The sequence below is a fragment of the Flectobacillus sp. BAB-3569 genome (assembly GCF_002270355.1).
Taxonomy (GTDB): Bacteria; Bacteroidota; Bacteroidia; order Cytophagales; family Spirosomataceae; genus Flectobacillus; species Flectobacillus roseus.
On record NZ_NJFZ01000012.1, the window covers coordinates 238,700 to 256,110 of the forward strand.

The window sequence follows — 17,411 nt, forward strand, 5'->3', positions numbered from 1 at the left end:
ATGGGGACAATAATATTTATCAAATATCTCTATAGAAATGTTTTTTATTTCATTTGTAAGCACTTAAATTTCCGTCCATTTTTAGTATTCAAACAATAACTTGCAACACATAATCTCATGAAAACTTCAATGTATATTTTATCCTTACTACTCACTTGTATTACAATCTCAAGTTATGCTCAATCCACAATTCCCAAAAGTGTTAATACGCCCACAGCGACCGATAAAAAGGCTATTAGGGATTTGCTGGTAAAGACCTACAAATGGCAGGAAGCCAGTACTTCAGTTGTTGATTTTGAGCCAGTGCTTGACAAAAAAGAAGAGCGTTATATTGGTCTAGATTACAAAATTCATCAGAAAAGAATGACAGCCTTACAAAATACTGGCTTTTTCTCAGCTGAGTTTCTTCAAAATTATGATGCTATTGCAAAAGGTATAGATACCAGACTCAAAACAAAAAAAGATGAATGGATGGTTGGAGATATGCCTCCATTTGGTGAGGATGCAAATCCTTGGTGCAGATGTCAGGATTACCCAAGCGATAATCCTTGGGATAAAATTGTTTTGAAGAAAGTGGAGGTTGTAGGAACCAATGCAAATGTATGGTGGACATGGGGAGATAAGAATTTTTCAAAAGGATTTTCCTACAAAGTAAGACTTCAAAAAAAAATGGATTTTGGAAAATTAGTTATTTGCAAGGATTTGATAAAAGTGTTTTTTTGAAAAAATAAACACTTAAACATCGATCTTAAAAGCGAAAGACTTTTTTGGTGAAATTTGTAAATTGTTATATATTAATGGTTTATTTGGAGTAAAGCTGTTTAAACCTCTTGAAAATGGCAAAGAATAAAACCCAAGAAACCGACAAAAGTGTTTATCAATTTCTTGATGAATTCGTTGATGACGAAGCTAAACGAGAAGATAGTAAAATACTTATAAATTTGATGTCAGATGTATCGGGATACGATGCTAAAATGTGGGGGCCAAGCATTGTAGGTTTTGGCTCCTATCATTATGTTTATGAGAGTGGTCGAGAAGGTGACGCACCAATAATCGCATTTTCACCTCGAAAAGCAGCCTTTTCTCTGTATGTTTTTCGTGGCAATAAAGAAGAATCAACTCTATTGCCACGATTAGGAAAATTCAAAATGGAAAAGGGTTGTATTTATGTGAAAAAAGTAGCCGATATTGACCTAAACATTTTGTCCGAAATTCTGAGAAATACCATCAGATTAACCTTAGAACAATACCCTCCTCGAACGGATATAATTTAAAAGATGGGTTTTAGGTTTGTTATTGAGCCCAAAGGTTACTTTTGTGGGGCAAGAAAAACACAGACCTATCCCTCACAATTCTACAATATTTTTACCTTCCATATTTCTGCAATAAATAGGTTCGGATAGGTTTATCGATATACTTCATGATGATATATGCGAACAGAATCAATGCCAAAGTTGAGAAAATGACCACTAAGACAATCTCACTGGTATTGGGTTTTGTTTTGCTGAGATATTCGGCAAAGTACCAGTTTGTCCAGTAGTGACACATGTAGAGAGGATAAGAGATTTCACCTGATAACTTTGCAATCTTTTGAGTAGCCTTGTAGTTAATAGTTCCAGCGCCAAGTGATACTAATAATGGTGAATAGAATAGAACAACCAATAATTCGGAAACCCAATATTTCCCAACATAGGGCATCATCAGCATACACAATAGCATAATACTGAGGCCAATGAATCCAATTTTATTTTGAATAATCCATTGTTTTCGTTGAATCAAAATACCTATTAAAAATGAATATCCAAGTCGAGCCAAACCATCCCAAAAGGTTGTTCCTCCCCAGCCACCTGACAGTGTTTGCTTAACGTATGCCGTGTACGCAAGAAATAGTAAGGCAAAGATTAAAAGTACTTTTAAGGCTTTTTCTGACAATTTATGTAAAATAGTTGCATACAGAATGTTGGCGGTATATTCCCAAAAAAGTGACCAAGAGGGAGCATTTAACCCAAATAGGTTCAGTAATCTGTCAGCCATAGTTGGCATAGGAATCAACAATAAAGATGTGATAGAAAGCAAAATAATTTGTGTAACCGAATACTTGCTTGTATCAAATGCTGAGGGTCTCCAAAACCAGAAAACTATGCCCAAAACTGAGCCAATCACCACTAAAGGATGAAGACGAATAAGGCGTAACTTGAAAAATTGGATTAGGCTCATTTGATGGATTCTGTCATCGTAGGCATAACTGATCACAAAGCCTGAAAGACAGAAAAAGAAATCCACGGCTAGAAAACCGTGTCCTATGAAGTTTTTGCTCGCATCAGGAAAAAGCCATTCTGAAAAGTGGAAAATGACGACACCTATTGCCGCAACGCCCCGAAGGCCATCTAGCACTTCGCAATGATTTTTAGTATTTAGCGGTGTACTAGTTGTAGTTTGTTTAATCATCGGTTTATGAATAAATTGAAAATCTACCACAAGAACACCGTGATTAGAGGTTTCTTTGCACGGATTTGTAGGTTTTTGAAACAATTCGAAGAAGAATTGAATCAAATCAACATGAACTGTCTTTCAAACTTGGTGGTGTGAACGACAATCCTTGTCGATAGATGATTAAATTTGATTGAACACAAATGGAGCTAGTCTTGAAAATTCAGTGGAGAAAAGCTGTTTAATGACAAATTCAGCCAAACTTTTCGCACTAATTTTATCTCCAATACAATCCTGCAAATCCGTACTAATGGGAGGATTCTTATCTGTTAACTCAATTATCGGAAGGCGAATTAGTGTCCAATCGACCGATGAATTTACCAAAAGCTCGTATTCAGCTTGTTTGTTGGCAGTCGAGATCGGAAAGTTTTGTTCCATCCATTCCGTACCGAACTTTGTCTTTTCACCTTTTTGGTCATATAATGTATCGACATTTAGTCCCGTCGTGACGATATATCGAAGTATACCTTCCGCCTGCATTGCATCTAAAATATGCTGGGTCGATTGAGTAAAAATGGTGGGTTCGCTAGGAGGAGTACCCAATCCCAACATACTGACCACATGGGTACAGCCTTTTAATAGTCGATTAATCGCTTTTGGGTCAGATACATCGCCTAATATCAGTTCAACCTCAGCAGGAAATTGAGCGTACTTTTGTGGATTTCGGACTAATGCTTTAATAGGAAAATTATTCGAAAAAAGTTCTTGGATAAGATAAGAGCCAGATTTGCCTGTTCCGCCGATAACAGCGATTTTATAAGAAGAATTCATGATTTCTCTGATTTTTGAATACAACAAAAAACTAGCGCACACAATGTGTGTTGCGAAGGGAAGAACCAAGTCTTGCGAGGTTCGATTGTCAGTATGTAAATCAGCGTTTAATAGGTCAAAAATATCAATTTCTTGCTAAAAGACTGTATATTAGAGCAAGATTTTTGTCAATTATTCAGAGAAGTCTAATAAACTTATAGCGTTGATTCGTAGGTGGCTGAGTATTTAATTGTTGAATAATTTCATCCTGAAAACTCTGATATTTTTGTAAAACTATGGTGCTGTTAGAATTTCCTCCATCGCACATATTGAAGGAATTTGTTCGCACTTTCCGAATAGTAGATTTTGTTTTTTCGACAAATCAAATCATTCCCTATAAACCATACCCTCCCAAGCCTGAGCATTGTCTGAGCTTTTATCCGCGAGATACCGAAACCGTAACTTATGCTGCCTCTGGTAAGACCGAGTCAAACCTGAAAACGGTAGTTTTTGGTCAGCAAACAGAGGTGACTCATCGATATGTAGGGCGGGATTTCTTGGTTTTTCAAGTGGTGTTTCGTCCTGGGGCTTTGTTTCGACTTACAGGAATACCTTCTTATGAGCTTAATAACTCCTATCTTGATGCAGAAACGATTTTTCCTTATGCCATCAAAGAGGTTAATTTACGGTTGCAAGAAGCGAAAAATTATACCGAAATGGTAAACATCGTGGAGTCTTTTCTAGTGGGTTTATTAACCCAAAAAGTGAAGCCTTCTCATGGCTTAGATATTATTACCAATCAGATTTTAAGCCAATCGACCGTAATAGATATTGACTGGCTTGCACAAGAATCCTGTTTAAGTACCCGTCAATTTGAACGTAAGTTTTTGGAGAGAATGGGCGTTTCTGCCAAATATTACAACTCACTGATTCGCTTTGAGAATGCTTTTCGAATGAAAAATAAACACCCACATCTGGACTGGCTCACTATTGCTGTCCAATGCGGGTATTATGATTACCAACATTTATCAAAGACCTATCAAAAGTTGACCTTAAAGTCGCCAACAGAATTTCATTTGATGGATTTAAACTCACCCGAAAGAGCCTTTGGTCAGGCGGATACTTACTAAAAAACGTCGTTTTTTTACCACTAAATTACATTTTCAGCCTTGCAAATTTGTGTTATAAACAACCAACCCAAACAACTATGCAACGCAGAAATTTTCTCTCGACGACTGCTCTATTGGGCTTTACGCTAACACAAACTAAAGCAGAAATCCATCAAGCCCCTACAGCCCCATTCGTGATTCGTTCTGGCGAGAGCCGTTTTCAGGAAAGCACTCAAGTAGGGCTGAGTCCAAATAACATTAAGGTATCCTCAAAAGATACCAATGGTCAGCTTACCGTTTTTGAGTATATTGGAAAAGAAAGAGGTGGACCGCCCTTACATATTCACCCCAATCAGGATGAAATATTTTTTATCGTAGATGGCGAATATCTTTTTCAAGTAGGAAAGGAACAATTCCGATTAAAGTCAGGGGATACTATATTTCTTCCTCGAAATATTCCTCATGCTTTTGCACAAACCTCTGCAACGGGGAAGTTGTTTTTTATGTTTCAACCATCTGGAAAAATGGAAGATTTCTTTCGGGCGCTTGGTGCTCTCAAAACTCAGCCAACTCCAGAAGAAGGAGCTAAAATATTTGCCGCACATGATATGCAGGTGGTAGGGCCACCACTTCAATTTTAATTTTATGCTGAAAAATAACCGTAATCCAGAATTTCGAACTTTGATATATTATTTAATTATGCGTCAAAAAAGCGGTCGAAAAATATTTTCCGACCGCTTTTTGATGCTAATACACTAGATATGATTTGGCTTAAGACCCAATCATCGCCTTTCTACTGCGAGAATATAAATTTTAGCAAAATCACTCACTCGCTCAACCACTCAAATACGTATTTCACCCTTACTTCTCCATAATTACTTTTCTGTGCTCAATTCCCCAAAGATGTAATTCCTCAACCACTTTTTGTAGCGATTGTCCATGCGGTGTGATGGAATATTCTACGGTTGGAGGATAGGTATCTACAGCTGTTCGAGTAATTAAGGTATTTGTTTCAAGACTTTTGAGCTCGTTCGATAAAACTTTGTCGGAAATGCCCTTTACCTCCGTTGAAATTTGTGTAAACCTTTTAGGTTCAGCGCTTAAAGCAAACAGAATTAATAATTTCCACTTACCTTGCAAAGTTTCTAAGGCATCCTTTATAGAGCGTATATTTTTGGGACAATCAATACCGTTTATCATCGTCTTTAAGTTTTTGATTCGTGATACTTTCTTGGAGGTAAGCCCTTACCTCCAAGAAAGTATCCCTGTTTGTAAAGGGTAAGTGGGTAGTTTTGGAAAAATAATATTTCCAAACATGACAACATTCAAACAAAACACCAAGTTCAAAACATTGATAACTTGGGTACTGCAAATTCTTTTAGCAGCGAGCCTTACCTATGGAGGATTGATGAAATTAGTAACTCCTGTCGACCAACTGGCTCAAATATGGCCATGGGTTTCGCAGGTACCAAGCCAACTTCTATGGGGTACTGCCATCGTGGACTTGCTGGGTGCCGTAGGCATTGTACTACCCAAACTTTTCCAAATTAAGCCACAGCTTAGCAGATGGACTGCCTATGGAATCCTTGGGTTAATGCTTTCAGCGATCATCTTTCATGTGGTACGTGATGAGGTGAAGGTCATTGGTTTTAATATTTTTCTGATGATTTTGACCTTGATTTTATTAAAACTTTGGAAGTCAGAGTAGCGCTTTATAAATCTTCTAAGCCTAGTATTATATCGTAACAGAAAATGGTAAATTTGTAGGACAAACCTTTAACCTTTTTTACTATGCTACAGTCAATTTTAAAAGCTGGAGACGCAGAATTGCTTTACTCAACTCTCAAAACCAATCCTGAATTGGCAAATGTAGGCGTTCCGCTCGACGATAAGACCCCCGCATTAGCACATCCCCTACATAGAATAGCTGATTGGGTATTTACAAAAGATATTTCAGAGGAAAAAGCTATCGAACTCGCTAGAATTCTACTCGATTTTGGAGCCAATATCGATGGACTAGATTTGAAAACACTTCAAGATACACCCATAATTGCTGCAGCGAGTTTGTATGCCAATCAGCTTGCAAAATTTTACCTATCTAAAGGTGCAAATTTACAGCATCAAGGTTGTTTTGGTGGCACTGCCCTACATTGGGCAGCATGGTGTGGAGGTGTAGAGTTGTTGGAGGGTCTATTGCAAAAAGACCTTGATTTGAATCAAAGATGCCTCGAGTTTACTTCAACACCATTGTTTTGGGCGGTGCATGGAACTTATCAAGATAAATATATGAACCGAGCTGCACACCTAAAAAGTATTGAATTGTTGGTAAAGACAGGTGCTGATAAAAATATTCCTAACATTGAAGGTTATACCATTTTTGATTTGGCAGATGGAGATGAGGAGGTATTACAGATACTAAATCAGGCCGAGTAAAGGAAGGGTTTTCTAGATTTGCAAACGAAGTATTCTTTTCTAAAAGCTATTATGCTGTAAATAGGTTGAAGGCAGTCGACAAAATCAATTAGTATTCTTGTAAAATACTTTTCAAATTTAACAAACGGCATAAAGCCGTTAGGTTAAGTGGTTGATTAAAAATGTGTTAGACTTTAGGATGAAACTTTTAACTTCCTGTTCCGCTTAATAGCTTTCATTTTTGACCTAAAAAATTAATACATGTTTCCAGAACTTATCCGTTATATTTGAATAGTAATATTGAACCCAAATTGGTGTAAACTTATTAGAAATGAAAAAATTTGCCTTGAGTGCCGCCGTAACGATGTCCTTTTTTGCTTTGGGCTTATCACATCAGTCAGTGGCTAAAGTTTCAGTTAAACAACAAATTACAGTAGGAGACGAACCATCGATGGCGTTTTTGAGAAAACTGCACGGAAAGTATCCCTTTGATGTCAAATTATTTAATTCACAAAGTTTGACTACTCGTCTTAAAAAATTACTCGGAAATCGATACCAGTTTATGGTCAGTACATGGGCGGTTGAGGTTCCGATTGAAATAAAAAACAATATTTTTGCAGCGAGTGGATGTGAGCAACACAACTGTGGAGCTACCAACTTTATTATTGTTTATGACTTTACTAAAAATAACCTTTCCGCAGGTATCCGCGAAGGTGATAAAGTGAATACCTATTCCGAAGATGGTAGTAATTCACCAAGAGTATTACAATGGGTTAACAACTATTAATCCTAAAAATCGAAAGCCTCAGATTTCTCTGAGGCTTTTTTTACAAAGTAAGGCTATAAAGTTAAAGTTGTTATGCGTTAGACAATCATTAAAATCCAATATTCGTTTTGAGTCTCTTCTTGTAGAAGAACTTTTACACTTCCTAAAAAACACCGTTTGAGAATCTGTCTCCGATAGGAAACAAACAAGATTGGTCGATATAATTGGGTGTTAGTTAGTTAAGGTAAAAGAAGCTTCTTTGTGCAAAGAATTGTTTGTTTTTCTTTTATACAGGAAAGTTATTACCATAAAAAATAAAATCAAAATTTTTGAGGAAAAATTTATATCACATGATTTGGTGATATTGGATGTAAATTAGTGATAATTGATGTTTTTTTGATTTAGAAAATGTAAAATCATTGACAAAAGTCAATAATAATGACTTGTAGTGTAATTATTTATTGGAATAATTATATTTTATGCCACTCTGAATTTTTTAAATTTAAAGTTATTTGAAGTTGGACTTCGTTTATTTTAAAATTTGGGTCTGCATTTTTAAATATTCCGATGGTCTACAACCTATTAAGTTGCTAAATGTGTTACTAAATGTAGGAATACTAGAATATCCAACACTAATCGCGACCTCACTTACGGGGAGTTTTTTTTCAAGTAATAATTGCAAGGATTTCAATATTCTTAAGATGGTATAATATTGAATAAATGTCATTCCTAACTCTGAATGAAACAATCTTGCTAGACTTCGTTGACTAAATCCAAATCTTTCACATAGCTCTGGAAAAGCAATTGGGTTGTGAAGATTGTTGGACATATAGGTCAATATTTTCTCAAGTCTTTGGTTATTAGAAAATGGCAATGCCAGTGGTAAATTCATCGTACTCATTTGTGGTAAAATTGCCCTAATCGCCTCAGCAATGATGTAATCTTCCTTTGAACTTATCAGAATATCGCCATGCCAGCGGTTAGAAAACAATAATAGTTGAAGTAACAAGTCGTTCACTGCATAAATACCTATTTGCTGGAAAAAGTCTATTTCAAAATTCTGAATTGGGAAGTATAGATTTCGCATCATGATTTCGGGTGAACTCGCATGAATACTATGTGGCACTTCGGGTGGAATCCACATATAATGTCTGGCAGGCAAGAAGTAAGTTTTACTTGGTACAGAGATATGTACTACTCCTCCTTCTGTGTATAACAACTGCGCTTTTTTGTGCTGATGCAGTTGGATGTCATTTTCACCCATGGCGTCGTGAAAACAATAGATAGAGTCTTCTACTTTATCTACCTCAGTGAGATAATATCTTTGGGGAGTCATTTTGGCAAAAATTGATAAATAGTTGGCTTTTGTAGATATTTCTACCACAAAGATACTTGCTAATTTTGTCTTACCATATTTCAAAAAACAAAACAAACGACGATAACCCATTGCGAACGGTACAAACCATGAATTCAGAGAGAATCCAAATATTTACTTTACTAGCAAAAGTAAAAACTGCACAAGAAGCCGCTGCCTTAATAGAGGATGGCATGGTAGTAGGCTCTAGTGGCTTTACACGTGCAGGCGATAGCAAGGCCGTTTTACAGGCATTAGCCGAACGAGCCCAATCAAATCCCTTGAAGATTACTTTGTTAACGGGAGCATCTCTGGGTCATGATACCGATGGACTATTGGCTGAATCACACGCTTTGTACAAACGTATGCCTTTTCAGTCGGATAATGGCTTAAGAAGTCATATCAACGATGGAGAAGTTCTTTTTATAGACCAACATCTAGGCGAAACGGCTGAGTTATTACAAGCCGAGAATATTCATCCTGTAGATTTGGCCATCATTGAAGTTGCCATGATTAGAGCCGATGGACAGTTAATTCCAACTACTTCGGTGGGTAATTCAGCAACTTTTGTCCAACAAGCCAAACAATTGATTATTGAGGTCAATATGGCTGTGCCAACAAGTATCGCAGGGATTCATGATATTCATATTCCCGAACGTTATCCTTACCGCAAGCCCATATTGATTGAGAAAGTCGATGACCGTATAGGGAGTATCGGTATCGAATTTGATCCAGCTAAAGTAGTGGCGGTGGTCTTTACAAACTTGTCAGATAGCGCAGCTACAATCGCTCCACCTGAAGCAAAAACAGATGCTATTGCGGCACATTTGATAGAATTTTTTGAAAAAGAAGTTCATAAAGGCAAACTTTCCTACCATTTGTTGCCCCTACAAGCGGGTATTGGTAAGGTAGCAAATGCCATTTTACAGGGTTTTGTCAATAGTCCCTTCGAGGGTCTTACGATGTATTCGGAGGTATTACAAGATAGTACTTTTGAGTTGATAGATGCTGGGAAAATGGATTTTGCCTCGGCATCCTCCATTACGGTTTCGAAGGAATGGTACCAAAAACTTTTTATCAATTTTGAAAGATATAAAGACAAAATCTTGCTTCGCCCTCAGAATATTAGCAATTCGGCGGAGGTCATTCGTCGATTGGGCGTCATTGCAATTAATACTGCTATTGAGTTTGATATTTACGGAAATGTAAACTCAACACATATTTATGGTACCAAAATGATGAATGGAATAGGTGGTTCGGGCGATTTTGCCAGAAATGCCTATTTAAGCATTTTTGTGTGCCAAGCTGCTTCCAAAAATGATACAATTTCGCATGTAGTGCCAATGGTGGCCCATGTAGATCATACTGAGCACGATGTTGATATTTTGGTAACAGACTTTGGGCTAGCGGATTTACGAGGTTTAGCTCCCCGCGAACGAGCCAAAGTTATTATCGAAAACTGTGCACATCCCGACTATCGAGAAGCTTTGATGGATTATTATACCAGAGCTTTGGAGAGAGGAGGACAAACGCCACATTTACTTGGCGAAGCACTCAGTTGGCATGAAAGATTACAAAAAACGGGTAGAATGACCTCTGAATTAGAAAGAGTGTAGCTTCAATCCTGTAAAAGATAGTGGTTTAGATTACTTGTTAATTGGGACAATGAGTATGAGGATGGTACAATATTGTGGTACTCATATCCCATGCCATGAGGGTAAAATAGTTTTGCACCTGTTTTTAAAACGAATATGATGTTATTAGTTTATGGTGTATCAGTTATCGGAACTAGTTCATTTACAAGAAATTATATTTGAGTTATGCCTCAGGTATACTATTGATTTAATCTTTCCTGCTTCTTAAGTTATCGTCCAAAATAAGGTTTGAGCTTTCGGCTTTCAGCTATTGGTATAGGGTAAAAACATATTTGTTGTTACTCAATAACATGATAAAACTCTTTGCCTGTTGCCTAGAGCACACGTGCACAATAACTTAAATAGTATTAGTTAAAATTTATCGAAGGAAGAAGTCGTAAACTTTCTCCTATACATATTTTCATTTTTCACTCTCGCAATCGGATACATTTATGGTGTCTGTTTTAAATTTATGACAATGTACAAACAACCAATTCAAGGAAAGGGTTTTTTCCTTGGAGGTTTGCTTATGCTTGCCCAAACCACTTATGGACAACATATTAGCCATACCACAAGTAATAAAGTTTCATTGAATTTGTCGGAAGCTTTAGCTCTTTTGAAAGAAAACAGTCCTTATCTTAAAGAAGCAAAAATTCAGACGGAAATTGCCAACGAAAAAGTAAAGGAAGAAAAAGAAATACAATTGCCAGATTTGGATTTTCATGCTTCGTATTATCGTATGAGCAATATGATCGAGTATCAACATGCCGATCAAGTGGTTCACTACCAGACAATTCCCGACATATACGATGCTACTGTCAATATCAAAATGCCTATTTATCAAGGTGGAAGAATTAAAATTGGCATAAAGCAAGCCGAAAAAAGGGTAGAAATCGCGAAGCTTCAGGAGAAACAAGTTTACCGAGAAAAAGCTCTTGAAGTCATACAAACCTACTTAGGTATTTGCAAGCTGGTTGCGCTTGACTCACTTTTAAAAGAAACCCTCAAAGAACAAAACGAGCGACTTAATTTGGTCAGTGCTTTCAAAAAGAATGGTACCATTACCAAAGAGGAAGTATTTCAAGCGAGTCTTAAATGCTCCAATTCAACCCTTGATATTTTGACAAATGAGCGAAATACAAAAGTGTTGCTTAATGATTTGAAAACCCTTTTGCAGATTCCTGAAAGCGATACCTTGTTGCTCGACACCAAGTCGGTACTCAATACCAATTCCTTGACATTGTTGATTGATAAGCTCCAAGAAAGTGCCTCAAATCGTGAGGAGGTAAAAATGAAGCAGCAGACGACAGAAATCAATGAATTGGGATATCAAGCCATTAAGGCATCAACCAAGCCAACTCTGAGTCTTTTTGGTACTTTTGGGTACAACTACCCCAATTATATGTTGTTTTTATTTCCACCTCATCCATACCTCTATAGCCTAGGTCGAATTGGGATTGACATGAATTTTAGTATTTCTCACTTATTTAAGGTCAAGACTAAATTGACGATTGCAAAGCAGTCGATTGAGCTTGCTCAAGTAGAAGAAAGGATTCAAAAAGATGCGATCCAAGATGCGGTGTATCGCAGATATATGGCATGGCTGGAAACACAGGATAAAATAAAGGTAATCGAAAAAGCAATCACGCAAGCTCAAGAAAACTACAGAATTCTGAAACAAAAATATTTTAATCAAATGGCATTGCATACCGAATTGATGGATGCTGATACAACTTTGTTTCGAACTCGCTATCAACTTTTGTCAGCACAAATAGAGGCTGTGGCAAAATACTACGATCTTTTATACACTTCAGGTCAACTCAACTAAATACGCTTAAGAGTTTTTTATGGAAAAATTTTCTGATAAAAGCTCTTAAGCAACTTTTACAATGAATCAAATTAAGCCAAACGATACAAGTCGTATTTTTAATGCAGTAGTGAGTATTTTTGCCAGCGGACTGACCCTTGGAGGCATTGCCTTAGGAGGCTGGTATATCATGTATTATCGTAATCACGAACAAACAAATGATGCCCAAATTGAACAATATGTTACGCCCGTCATGAGTCGTGTGACGGGATATGTAAAGGCGGTTAACTATCAGGATAACAGTTTTGTTCATAAAGGAGATACGTTGATTCAGCTTGATGAGCGTGAGTATCGTGCAAAACTAGATATGGCGTATGCTGATTTTGAAAATGCCTTAAAAAATGAAAATGTTATCACTAAAAAAGCACAAACAACCCAAAGCAATGTGGCTATTCATCAGGCACAGTTGAGTTCGATGAAAGCGAAAGTTTGGGAAAAGGAACGCGAATATCAACGTCAGCTCAATTTATTGAAAGAGGAGGCCACCACCGAGCAAAGAGTCGAAAATGCTAAAACGGCTTATGTGTCTGCTCAAAGTAATTATCAGGAAATAATCGAAAAAATTAATAGTACTGAACTGATGGCTCGTGAGGCAAATTCGGTGATTCCGTTTGGGAATACTATTATTCAGCAGAAAAAGGCAAGTCTGGATAATGCCAAATTATTTTACTCATACACCACAATTACCGCCCCTTATGACGGTTGGGTAGGCAAACGAACCATTCAGCCTGGGCAATTGATTAAAGAGGGACAAACGCTTTTGTCGGTGGTGAGTAAGGAAAAATGGATGGTTGCCAATTTTAAAGAAACGCAAATTCGTTTTTTGAAAATTGGACAAACCGTCGAGTTTAAAGCTGATGTAACGGGCGATAAAGTATGGCATGGACAAATTATCTCTTTTTCTCCCGCCTCAGGAGCACGATTTTCATTGCTTCCTCCCGATAATGCAACAGGTAATTTTGTCAAAATTGAACAGCGAGTTCCTGTGAAAATATCTATCCAAGAAACAACCGATGTCGCCTATCCTTTATTGAGAGCTGGGTTAAATGTGGAGGTTTTTGCAAAACATTAGAAGGCAAAATACTTCATTATGAACATAGGTTTATAGTGATATTTTGTTTTGAACATATATTTAAAGATGAAGAAAACATCCATTTTCAAACCTTGGGTGCCTAATTGGGCTATTCAGGTGGTGCTGGTGATTTGTATGTTGCATACCATGGCTTTGCTTGGATTATACACTTCCAATATTTCTTATGCTGCCAGTTATTTCGACATTGAGCCTGAAGACTTACAATTTAGTATGAGCCTCACTTATGGCACATTTCTGGCGACGATATTAATAGAAAGCCGACTATTCAAATATTTCCCTCCTCGCAATTACCTAATTACGATTTATCTGCTTTCAGCAGTATTATTTGTGACTTCTGCCTATACTAACGATTTTGTGGTTTTTGCCTTTCTAAGAATACTCGAAGGAATATTAATGGCATTGCCTTGGATACCGCTCCGTATCTTGATGTTGTCAAGAACCAAAAGTCCTAACGCTACTATCATAGTTTTTTCGATTACTTATGGTGCTTTGTTGGCGGCAAGTCCGTTTATTGTCAATATTGCGGTGTGGTTGCTCGATACTCACGATTGGAAATACATGACTTTTGGATCGGCTATCTTCCAAATTATGGTAGCTAGTCTTATTTGGTTGACATTCACCCCTAATCGTTTTCATCGAAAAATACCGCTTTACAAAGTTGACTGGACCAGTTTTGTGTTATTGACCATTGCCATTTTGACAGGGGTATATGTGCTCAATTATGGCGAAAAATTGTATTGGTTTCAGTCTACGAATATCGTTTTTTGCGCCATTACTAGCTTGATATTTAGTGCATTGTTTATCATACGACAAATGACTTACCGACGTAGTTGTTTTGATATGCGAGTGTTTTCTTACCGAAACTTGCGATTGAGTTTGTTGCTTTTTATTGTTTTTTATATCTCCAGAGCTACACTGACGATATGTCACACCACCATGAGTAAAGTCTGGCAATGGGAGCCGCTCAGGGTGGCGCATGTGCAGTATTTGAATTTGTTAGGCGTCTTTATCGGAATGGCAATTGCAGGAATAATGATGGTGCAGAAGTTACCCACCAAACTCATATTGATTTTAGGCTTTTTGACGATGGCTATTTACCATTGGTGGTTTACTTTTTTATTTTTACCAGATGTGGCACTTTCGCAAATGTGGATTCCTTATATGTTGCAGGGTGTTGGAGTAGGGGTATTGTTTGTGCCATTGGTGCTCAATACTGTTTCGGCTGTTCCAGCTTATTTGGCGCCGTTTGCAGGTGCGATTGGTGTGGCAGGGAGATTTTGGGGAACGAATATCGGCTTTTGCTTAGTTCAAAATTTTCAAGTGTATTTTAACAATAAACATCGGTATATTTTTCTGGAAAAACTGTTACCCGAAAATCCAACCACAACCGAAATTGTGAATACCATTCAAGAATCTTTTGTTCAAAAAGGATATGACCTTGCGCCAGCCGCTACCTTGGCTATGAAGAAAGTCAATGCAGGAGTGCAGACCCAGTCTTTTTTATTGGGAAATATGGAGCTTTTTACCGTATGGGGCTACGGCTTATTCTTGGTAGCGTTATATATTGCCTTCAACAAGCACCTACGTTTTTCCTTTAATTTGCTTAAAAATAAATACTTTTCTTAGAAGTTCTTATGGAGTGAGTTGAGATTGAGTCCTTATGCGATATTTCTTAAGAGTTGCCAGCTTCAAAATCCTGTATAGTCTCTGCAATTTTACTTGCCTTAACTTTTACCCTATTTAGGATACTTACTTCAGTTAAGGACTATTTTATTTTTAACTTTTAAAGCGTACTATTGTAAAAGTCCCTTACAATAGTACGCTTCTTCATTTTTTCGTCAGAAGAAATGTTAGAAACCAAAATCGAAGAAATGATTCTGATAATAATGGAAAAGAAATAGTCTCTTATAGCAGAAAAATATATCCATTTACGGATACACAGATAAAACAACAGGAAATATCACAGGAACTTTGATAGAACATCTACAATGAAATTAAAAAATTATTCCTTTCACGTGAGATTTACAGATGGTAAACTTGATGGCATTACATCAAGCCTTGAAGAGCCATACGATTTATTATCATATACCTTTTCAATATGGTCATTTAGTCCTACTTCGCTATCGCCTCTTGAGGAAAGATGGCGTAGGAAAAATATCCAAACTTTAAAAGCTCTATTAAGAGGAGAGGAAGTAGATGAAGATGATATAGACCAGCTGGTTCGACTAGATGCAGGCAAGCTTTTATTTACGAAAGAAATAGTAAGTTATGAAATGCCAGAAGAGGTAGGGTATCAATACTGTGAATTACCAACAGAAGAATATCTTGCGTTATATGAACAATTTCTCACCTTAGTGGATACGCTGAAAAAAACTTATTTGGAATCGTAACTGTCTCGATAGAAATGCAAAAGTCCCAACCAACACCTTCAGAAAACAGTCAAATTCAAAATTGAAGGAGTCCTTACGAGAAAAACTTTTAACAACTAATTAGTGGAACTATTACAAAAAATATCCCAAGAAATACTAACCGTTTCAGGCATAGAAATGCAGTTTGTTAAGTGTCAAATAGAAATTTTCACAAATGAGAAAGGAAGTGGTATCACTGGTGAATGTTTTGATTCTAATAATTTAAAAGTATCATATTTAGACGTTTTTGAGTTAAATCCTGATTTAAACGACTGGATGCAAGAATGGTTTAATATATCAGGGTCATCTGATAATCGTTGGAACAAGGCTGAACTTACGATATATAAAGATGGAACATTTGAAGTAAAAACATGGTGGGATAGCGAGTTTCAAATTTCATTATACGGAGAGGATAATTAATCCTTTGCACTTGATTTATTGTTTCATGTTCCTAAGCTTGAAACAGCAACAGGATTGTTTAGTCCTTACAACTCGCTAATGATGAAGCGAAAATGGAAATATAATGTTGTTTTGTTTCTTACACACGGATTCGTTGGAAATAAACTACCAATGACGAAAAGCTTTTGATAATAAGGAAATGCTAGGTAAGAATCTTACTACTTGGAAAAAATATATCCATTTACGGATACACAGATAAAACAACAGGAAATATCACAGGAACTTTGATAGAACATCTACAATGAAATTAAAAAATTATTCCTTTCACGTGAGATTTACAGATGGTAAACTTGATGGCATTACATCAAGCCTTGAAGAGCCATACGATTTATTATCATATACCTTTTCAATATGGTCATTTAGTCCTACTTCGCTATCGCCTCTCGAGGAAAGATGGCGTAGGAAAAATATCCAAACTTTAAAAGCTCTATTAAGAGGAGAGGAAGTAGATGAAGATGATATAGGCCAGCTGGTTCGACTAGATGCAGGCAAGCTTTTATTTACGAAAGAAATAGTAAGTTATGAAATGCCAGAAGAGGTAGGGTATCAATACTGTGAATTACCAACAGAAGAATATCTTGCGTTATATGAACAATTTCTCACCTTAATATATTTATTGAGAAATACTTGTTTGAATCGTAACATTGCGAATTTAAAAAAATATACATTTCACGTGAGATTTATGGATGGCAAACTTGATGGCATTGCATCAAGTTTTGAAGAATCATACGATTTATTATCATACACGTTTTCAATATGGTCATTTGATCCTAATTCACTTTTTCCTCACCAGGAAAGATGGCATAGGAAAAATATCCAAACTTTAAAAGCTCTATTAAGAGGAGAGGAAGTAGATGAAGATGATATAGATCAGATGGTGCGACCAGATGCAGGTACGCTTTTATTTACGAAAGAAATCGTAAGTTATGAAATGCCAGAAGAGGTAGGGTATCAATACTGTGAATTACCAACAGAAGAATATCTTGCGTTATATGAACAATTTCTCACCTTAGTGGATACGCTGAAAAAAACTTATTTGGAATCGTAACGGTGCAAAACTCTCTTATTC

The 17,411-nt window shown here is 36.7% G+C and carries 18 protein-coding genes; 14 read left to right on the plus strand and 4 right to left on the minus strand.

Annotated elements, in window-relative coordinates:
* The first annotated feature begins 117 nt into the window (after window positions 1–117).
* Together BWI92_RS13245 and BWI92_RS13250 are read left to right on the plus strand one after the other, a co-directional pair.
* Complete coding sequence (locus BWI92_RS13245) at window positions 118–723, plus strand: hypothetical protein (RefSeq protein WP_095163729.1); 606 nt, start codon at window positions 118–120, stop codon at window positions 721–723.
* A 113-nt stretch (window positions 724–836) separates the two neighbouring features.
* Window positions 837–1,274, plus strand: coding sequence for a DUF1801 domain-containing protein (locus BWI92_RS13250; protein ID WP_095163730.1), 438 nt, complete (start codon window positions 837–839; stop codon window positions 1,272–1,274).
* Between the two features lie 91 nt (window positions 1,275–1,365).
* On the opposite strand, the gene BWI92_RS13255 is transcribed toward BWI92_RS13250, so the two are convergent.
* Together BWI92_RS13255 and BWI92_RS13260 are read right to left on the minus strand one after the other, a co-directional pair.
* Window positions 1,366–2,448 carry an acyltransferase gene (locus BWI92_RS13255; protein WP_095163731.1) on the minus strand — a complete coding sequence of 361 codons (1,083 nt, stop codon included), beginning with the start codon at window positions 2,446–2,448 and terminating at the stop codon, window positions 1,366–1,368.
* A 165-nt stretch (window positions 2,449–2,613) separates the two neighbouring features.
* Window positions 2,614–3,261, minus strand: coding sequence for an NAD(P)-dependent oxidoreductase (locus BWI92_RS13260; RefSeq protein ID WP_095163732.1), 648 nt, complete (start codon window positions 3,259–3,261; stop codon window positions 2,614–2,616).
* A 275-nt stretch (window positions 3,262–3,536) separates the two neighbouring features.
* Between BWI92_RS13260 and BWI92_RS13265 the strand changes: the two genes are divergently transcribed.
* Entirely contained in the window at window positions 3,537–4,370 is an 834-nt protein-coding gene (locus tag BWI92_RS13265; RefSeq protein ID WP_095163733.1) for a helix-turn-helix domain-containing protein, read from the plus strand.
* 77 nt (window positions 4,371–4,447) lie between these two features.
* A complete protein-coding gene (locus BWI92_RS13270) occupies window positions 4,448–4,990 on the plus strand; it encodes a cupin domain-containing protein (protein ID WP_095163734.1) in 543 nt (180 codons plus the stop codon).
* Between the two features lie 220 nt (window positions 4,991–5,210).
* Here the strand turns inward: BWI92_RS13270 and BWI92_RS13275 are convergent, their stop codons facing one another.
* Window positions 5,211–5,549 (minus strand): helix-turn-helix domain-containing protein, encoded by a 339-nt coding sequence (locus BWI92_RS13275; RefSeq protein ID WP_095163735.1) that lies wholly within the window; start codon window positions 5,547–5,549, stop codon window positions 5,211–5,213.
* Window positions 5,550–5,664: 115 nt separating this feature from the next.
* On the opposite strand from BWI92_RS13275, the gene BWI92_RS13280 reads away from it, so the two are divergent.
* The 3 genes from BWI92_RS13280 (at window position 5,665) to BWI92_RS13290 (ending at window position 7,548) form a co-directional block, all read left to right on the plus strand.
* On the plus strand, window positions 5,665–6,057 hold the full coding sequence (locus tag BWI92_RS13280; protein ID WP_095163736.1) for a DoxX family protein: 393 nt from the start codon (window positions 5,665–5,667) through the stop codon (window positions 6,055–6,057).
* 83 nt (window positions 6,058–6,140) lie between these two features.
* Window positions 6,141–6,782 carry an ankyrin repeat domain-containing protein gene (locus tag BWI92_RS13285; protein ID WP_095163737.1) on the plus strand — a complete coding sequence of 214 codons (642 nt, stop codon included), beginning with the start codon at window positions 6,141–6,143 and terminating at the stop codon, window positions 6,780–6,782.
* A gap of 310 nt (window positions 6,783–7,092) precedes the next feature.
* Window positions 7,093–7,548, plus strand: coding sequence for a hypothetical protein (locus tag BWI92_RS13290; RefSeq protein ID WP_095163738.1), 456 nt, complete (start codon window positions 7,093–7,095; stop codon window positions 7,546–7,548).
* A gap of 508 nt (window positions 7,549–8,056) precedes the next feature.
* Here BWI92_RS13290 and BWI92_RS13295 read toward each other — a convergent pair.
* Entirely contained in the window at window positions 8,057–8,911 is an 855-nt protein-coding gene (locus tag BWI92_RS13295; protein WP_229363033.1) for an AraC family transcriptional regulator, read from the minus strand.
* A gap of 80 nt (window positions 8,912–8,991) precedes the next feature.
* Here BWI92_RS13295 and BWI92_RS13300 point away from each other — a divergent pair, with 80 nt between their 5' ends.
* The 7 genes from BWI92_RS13300 (at window position 8,992) to BWI92_RS13330 (ending at window position 17,390) form a co-directional block, all read left to right on the plus strand.
* Complete coding sequence (locus BWI92_RS13300) at window positions 8,992–10,497, plus strand: succinate CoA transferase (RefSeq protein WP_095163767.1); 1,506 nt, start codon at window positions 8,992–8,994, stop codon at window positions 10,495–10,497.
* Between the two features lie 496 nt (window positions 10,498–10,993).
* Window positions 10,994–12,343, plus strand: a complete 1,350-nt coding sequence (locus BWI92_RS13305) for a TolC family protein (protein WP_176464417.1) — start codon at window positions 10,994–10,996, stop codon at window positions 12,341–12,343.
* Between the two features lie 61 nt (window positions 12,344–12,404).
* Window positions 12,405–13,454: an HlyD family secretion protein gene (locus BWI92_RS13310; RefSeq protein ID WP_095163740.1), complete on the plus strand. Its 1,050-nt coding sequence runs from the start codon at window positions 12,405–12,407 to the stop codon at window positions 13,452–13,454.
* A 66-nt stretch (window positions 13,455–13,520) separates the two neighbouring features.
* Window positions 13,521–15,101 (plus strand): MFS transporter, encoded by a 1,581-nt coding sequence (locus BWI92_RS13315; RefSeq protein ID WP_095163741.1) that lies wholly within the window; start codon window positions 13,521–13,523, stop codon window positions 15,099–15,101.
* 389 nt (window positions 15,102–15,490) lie between these two features.
* Entirely contained in the window at window positions 15,491–15,865 is a 375-nt protein-coding gene (locus BWI92_RS13320; RefSeq protein ID WP_141234776.1) for a hypothetical protein, read from the plus strand.
* 102 nt (window positions 15,866–15,967) lie between these two features.
* Window positions 15,968–16,303 carry a hypothetical protein gene (locus BWI92_RS13325; RefSeq protein ID WP_095163743.1) on the plus strand — a complete coding sequence of 112 codons (336 nt, stop codon included), beginning with the start codon at window positions 15,968–15,970 and terminating at the stop codon, window positions 16,301–16,303.
* 307 nt (window positions 16,304–16,610) lie between these two features.
* Window positions 16,611–17,390, plus strand: a complete 780-nt coding sequence (locus tag BWI92_RS13330) for a hypothetical protein (protein ID WP_141234777.1) — start codon at window positions 16,611–16,613, stop codon at window positions 17,388–17,390.
* Window positions 17,391–17,411: the final 21 nt, after the last annotated feature.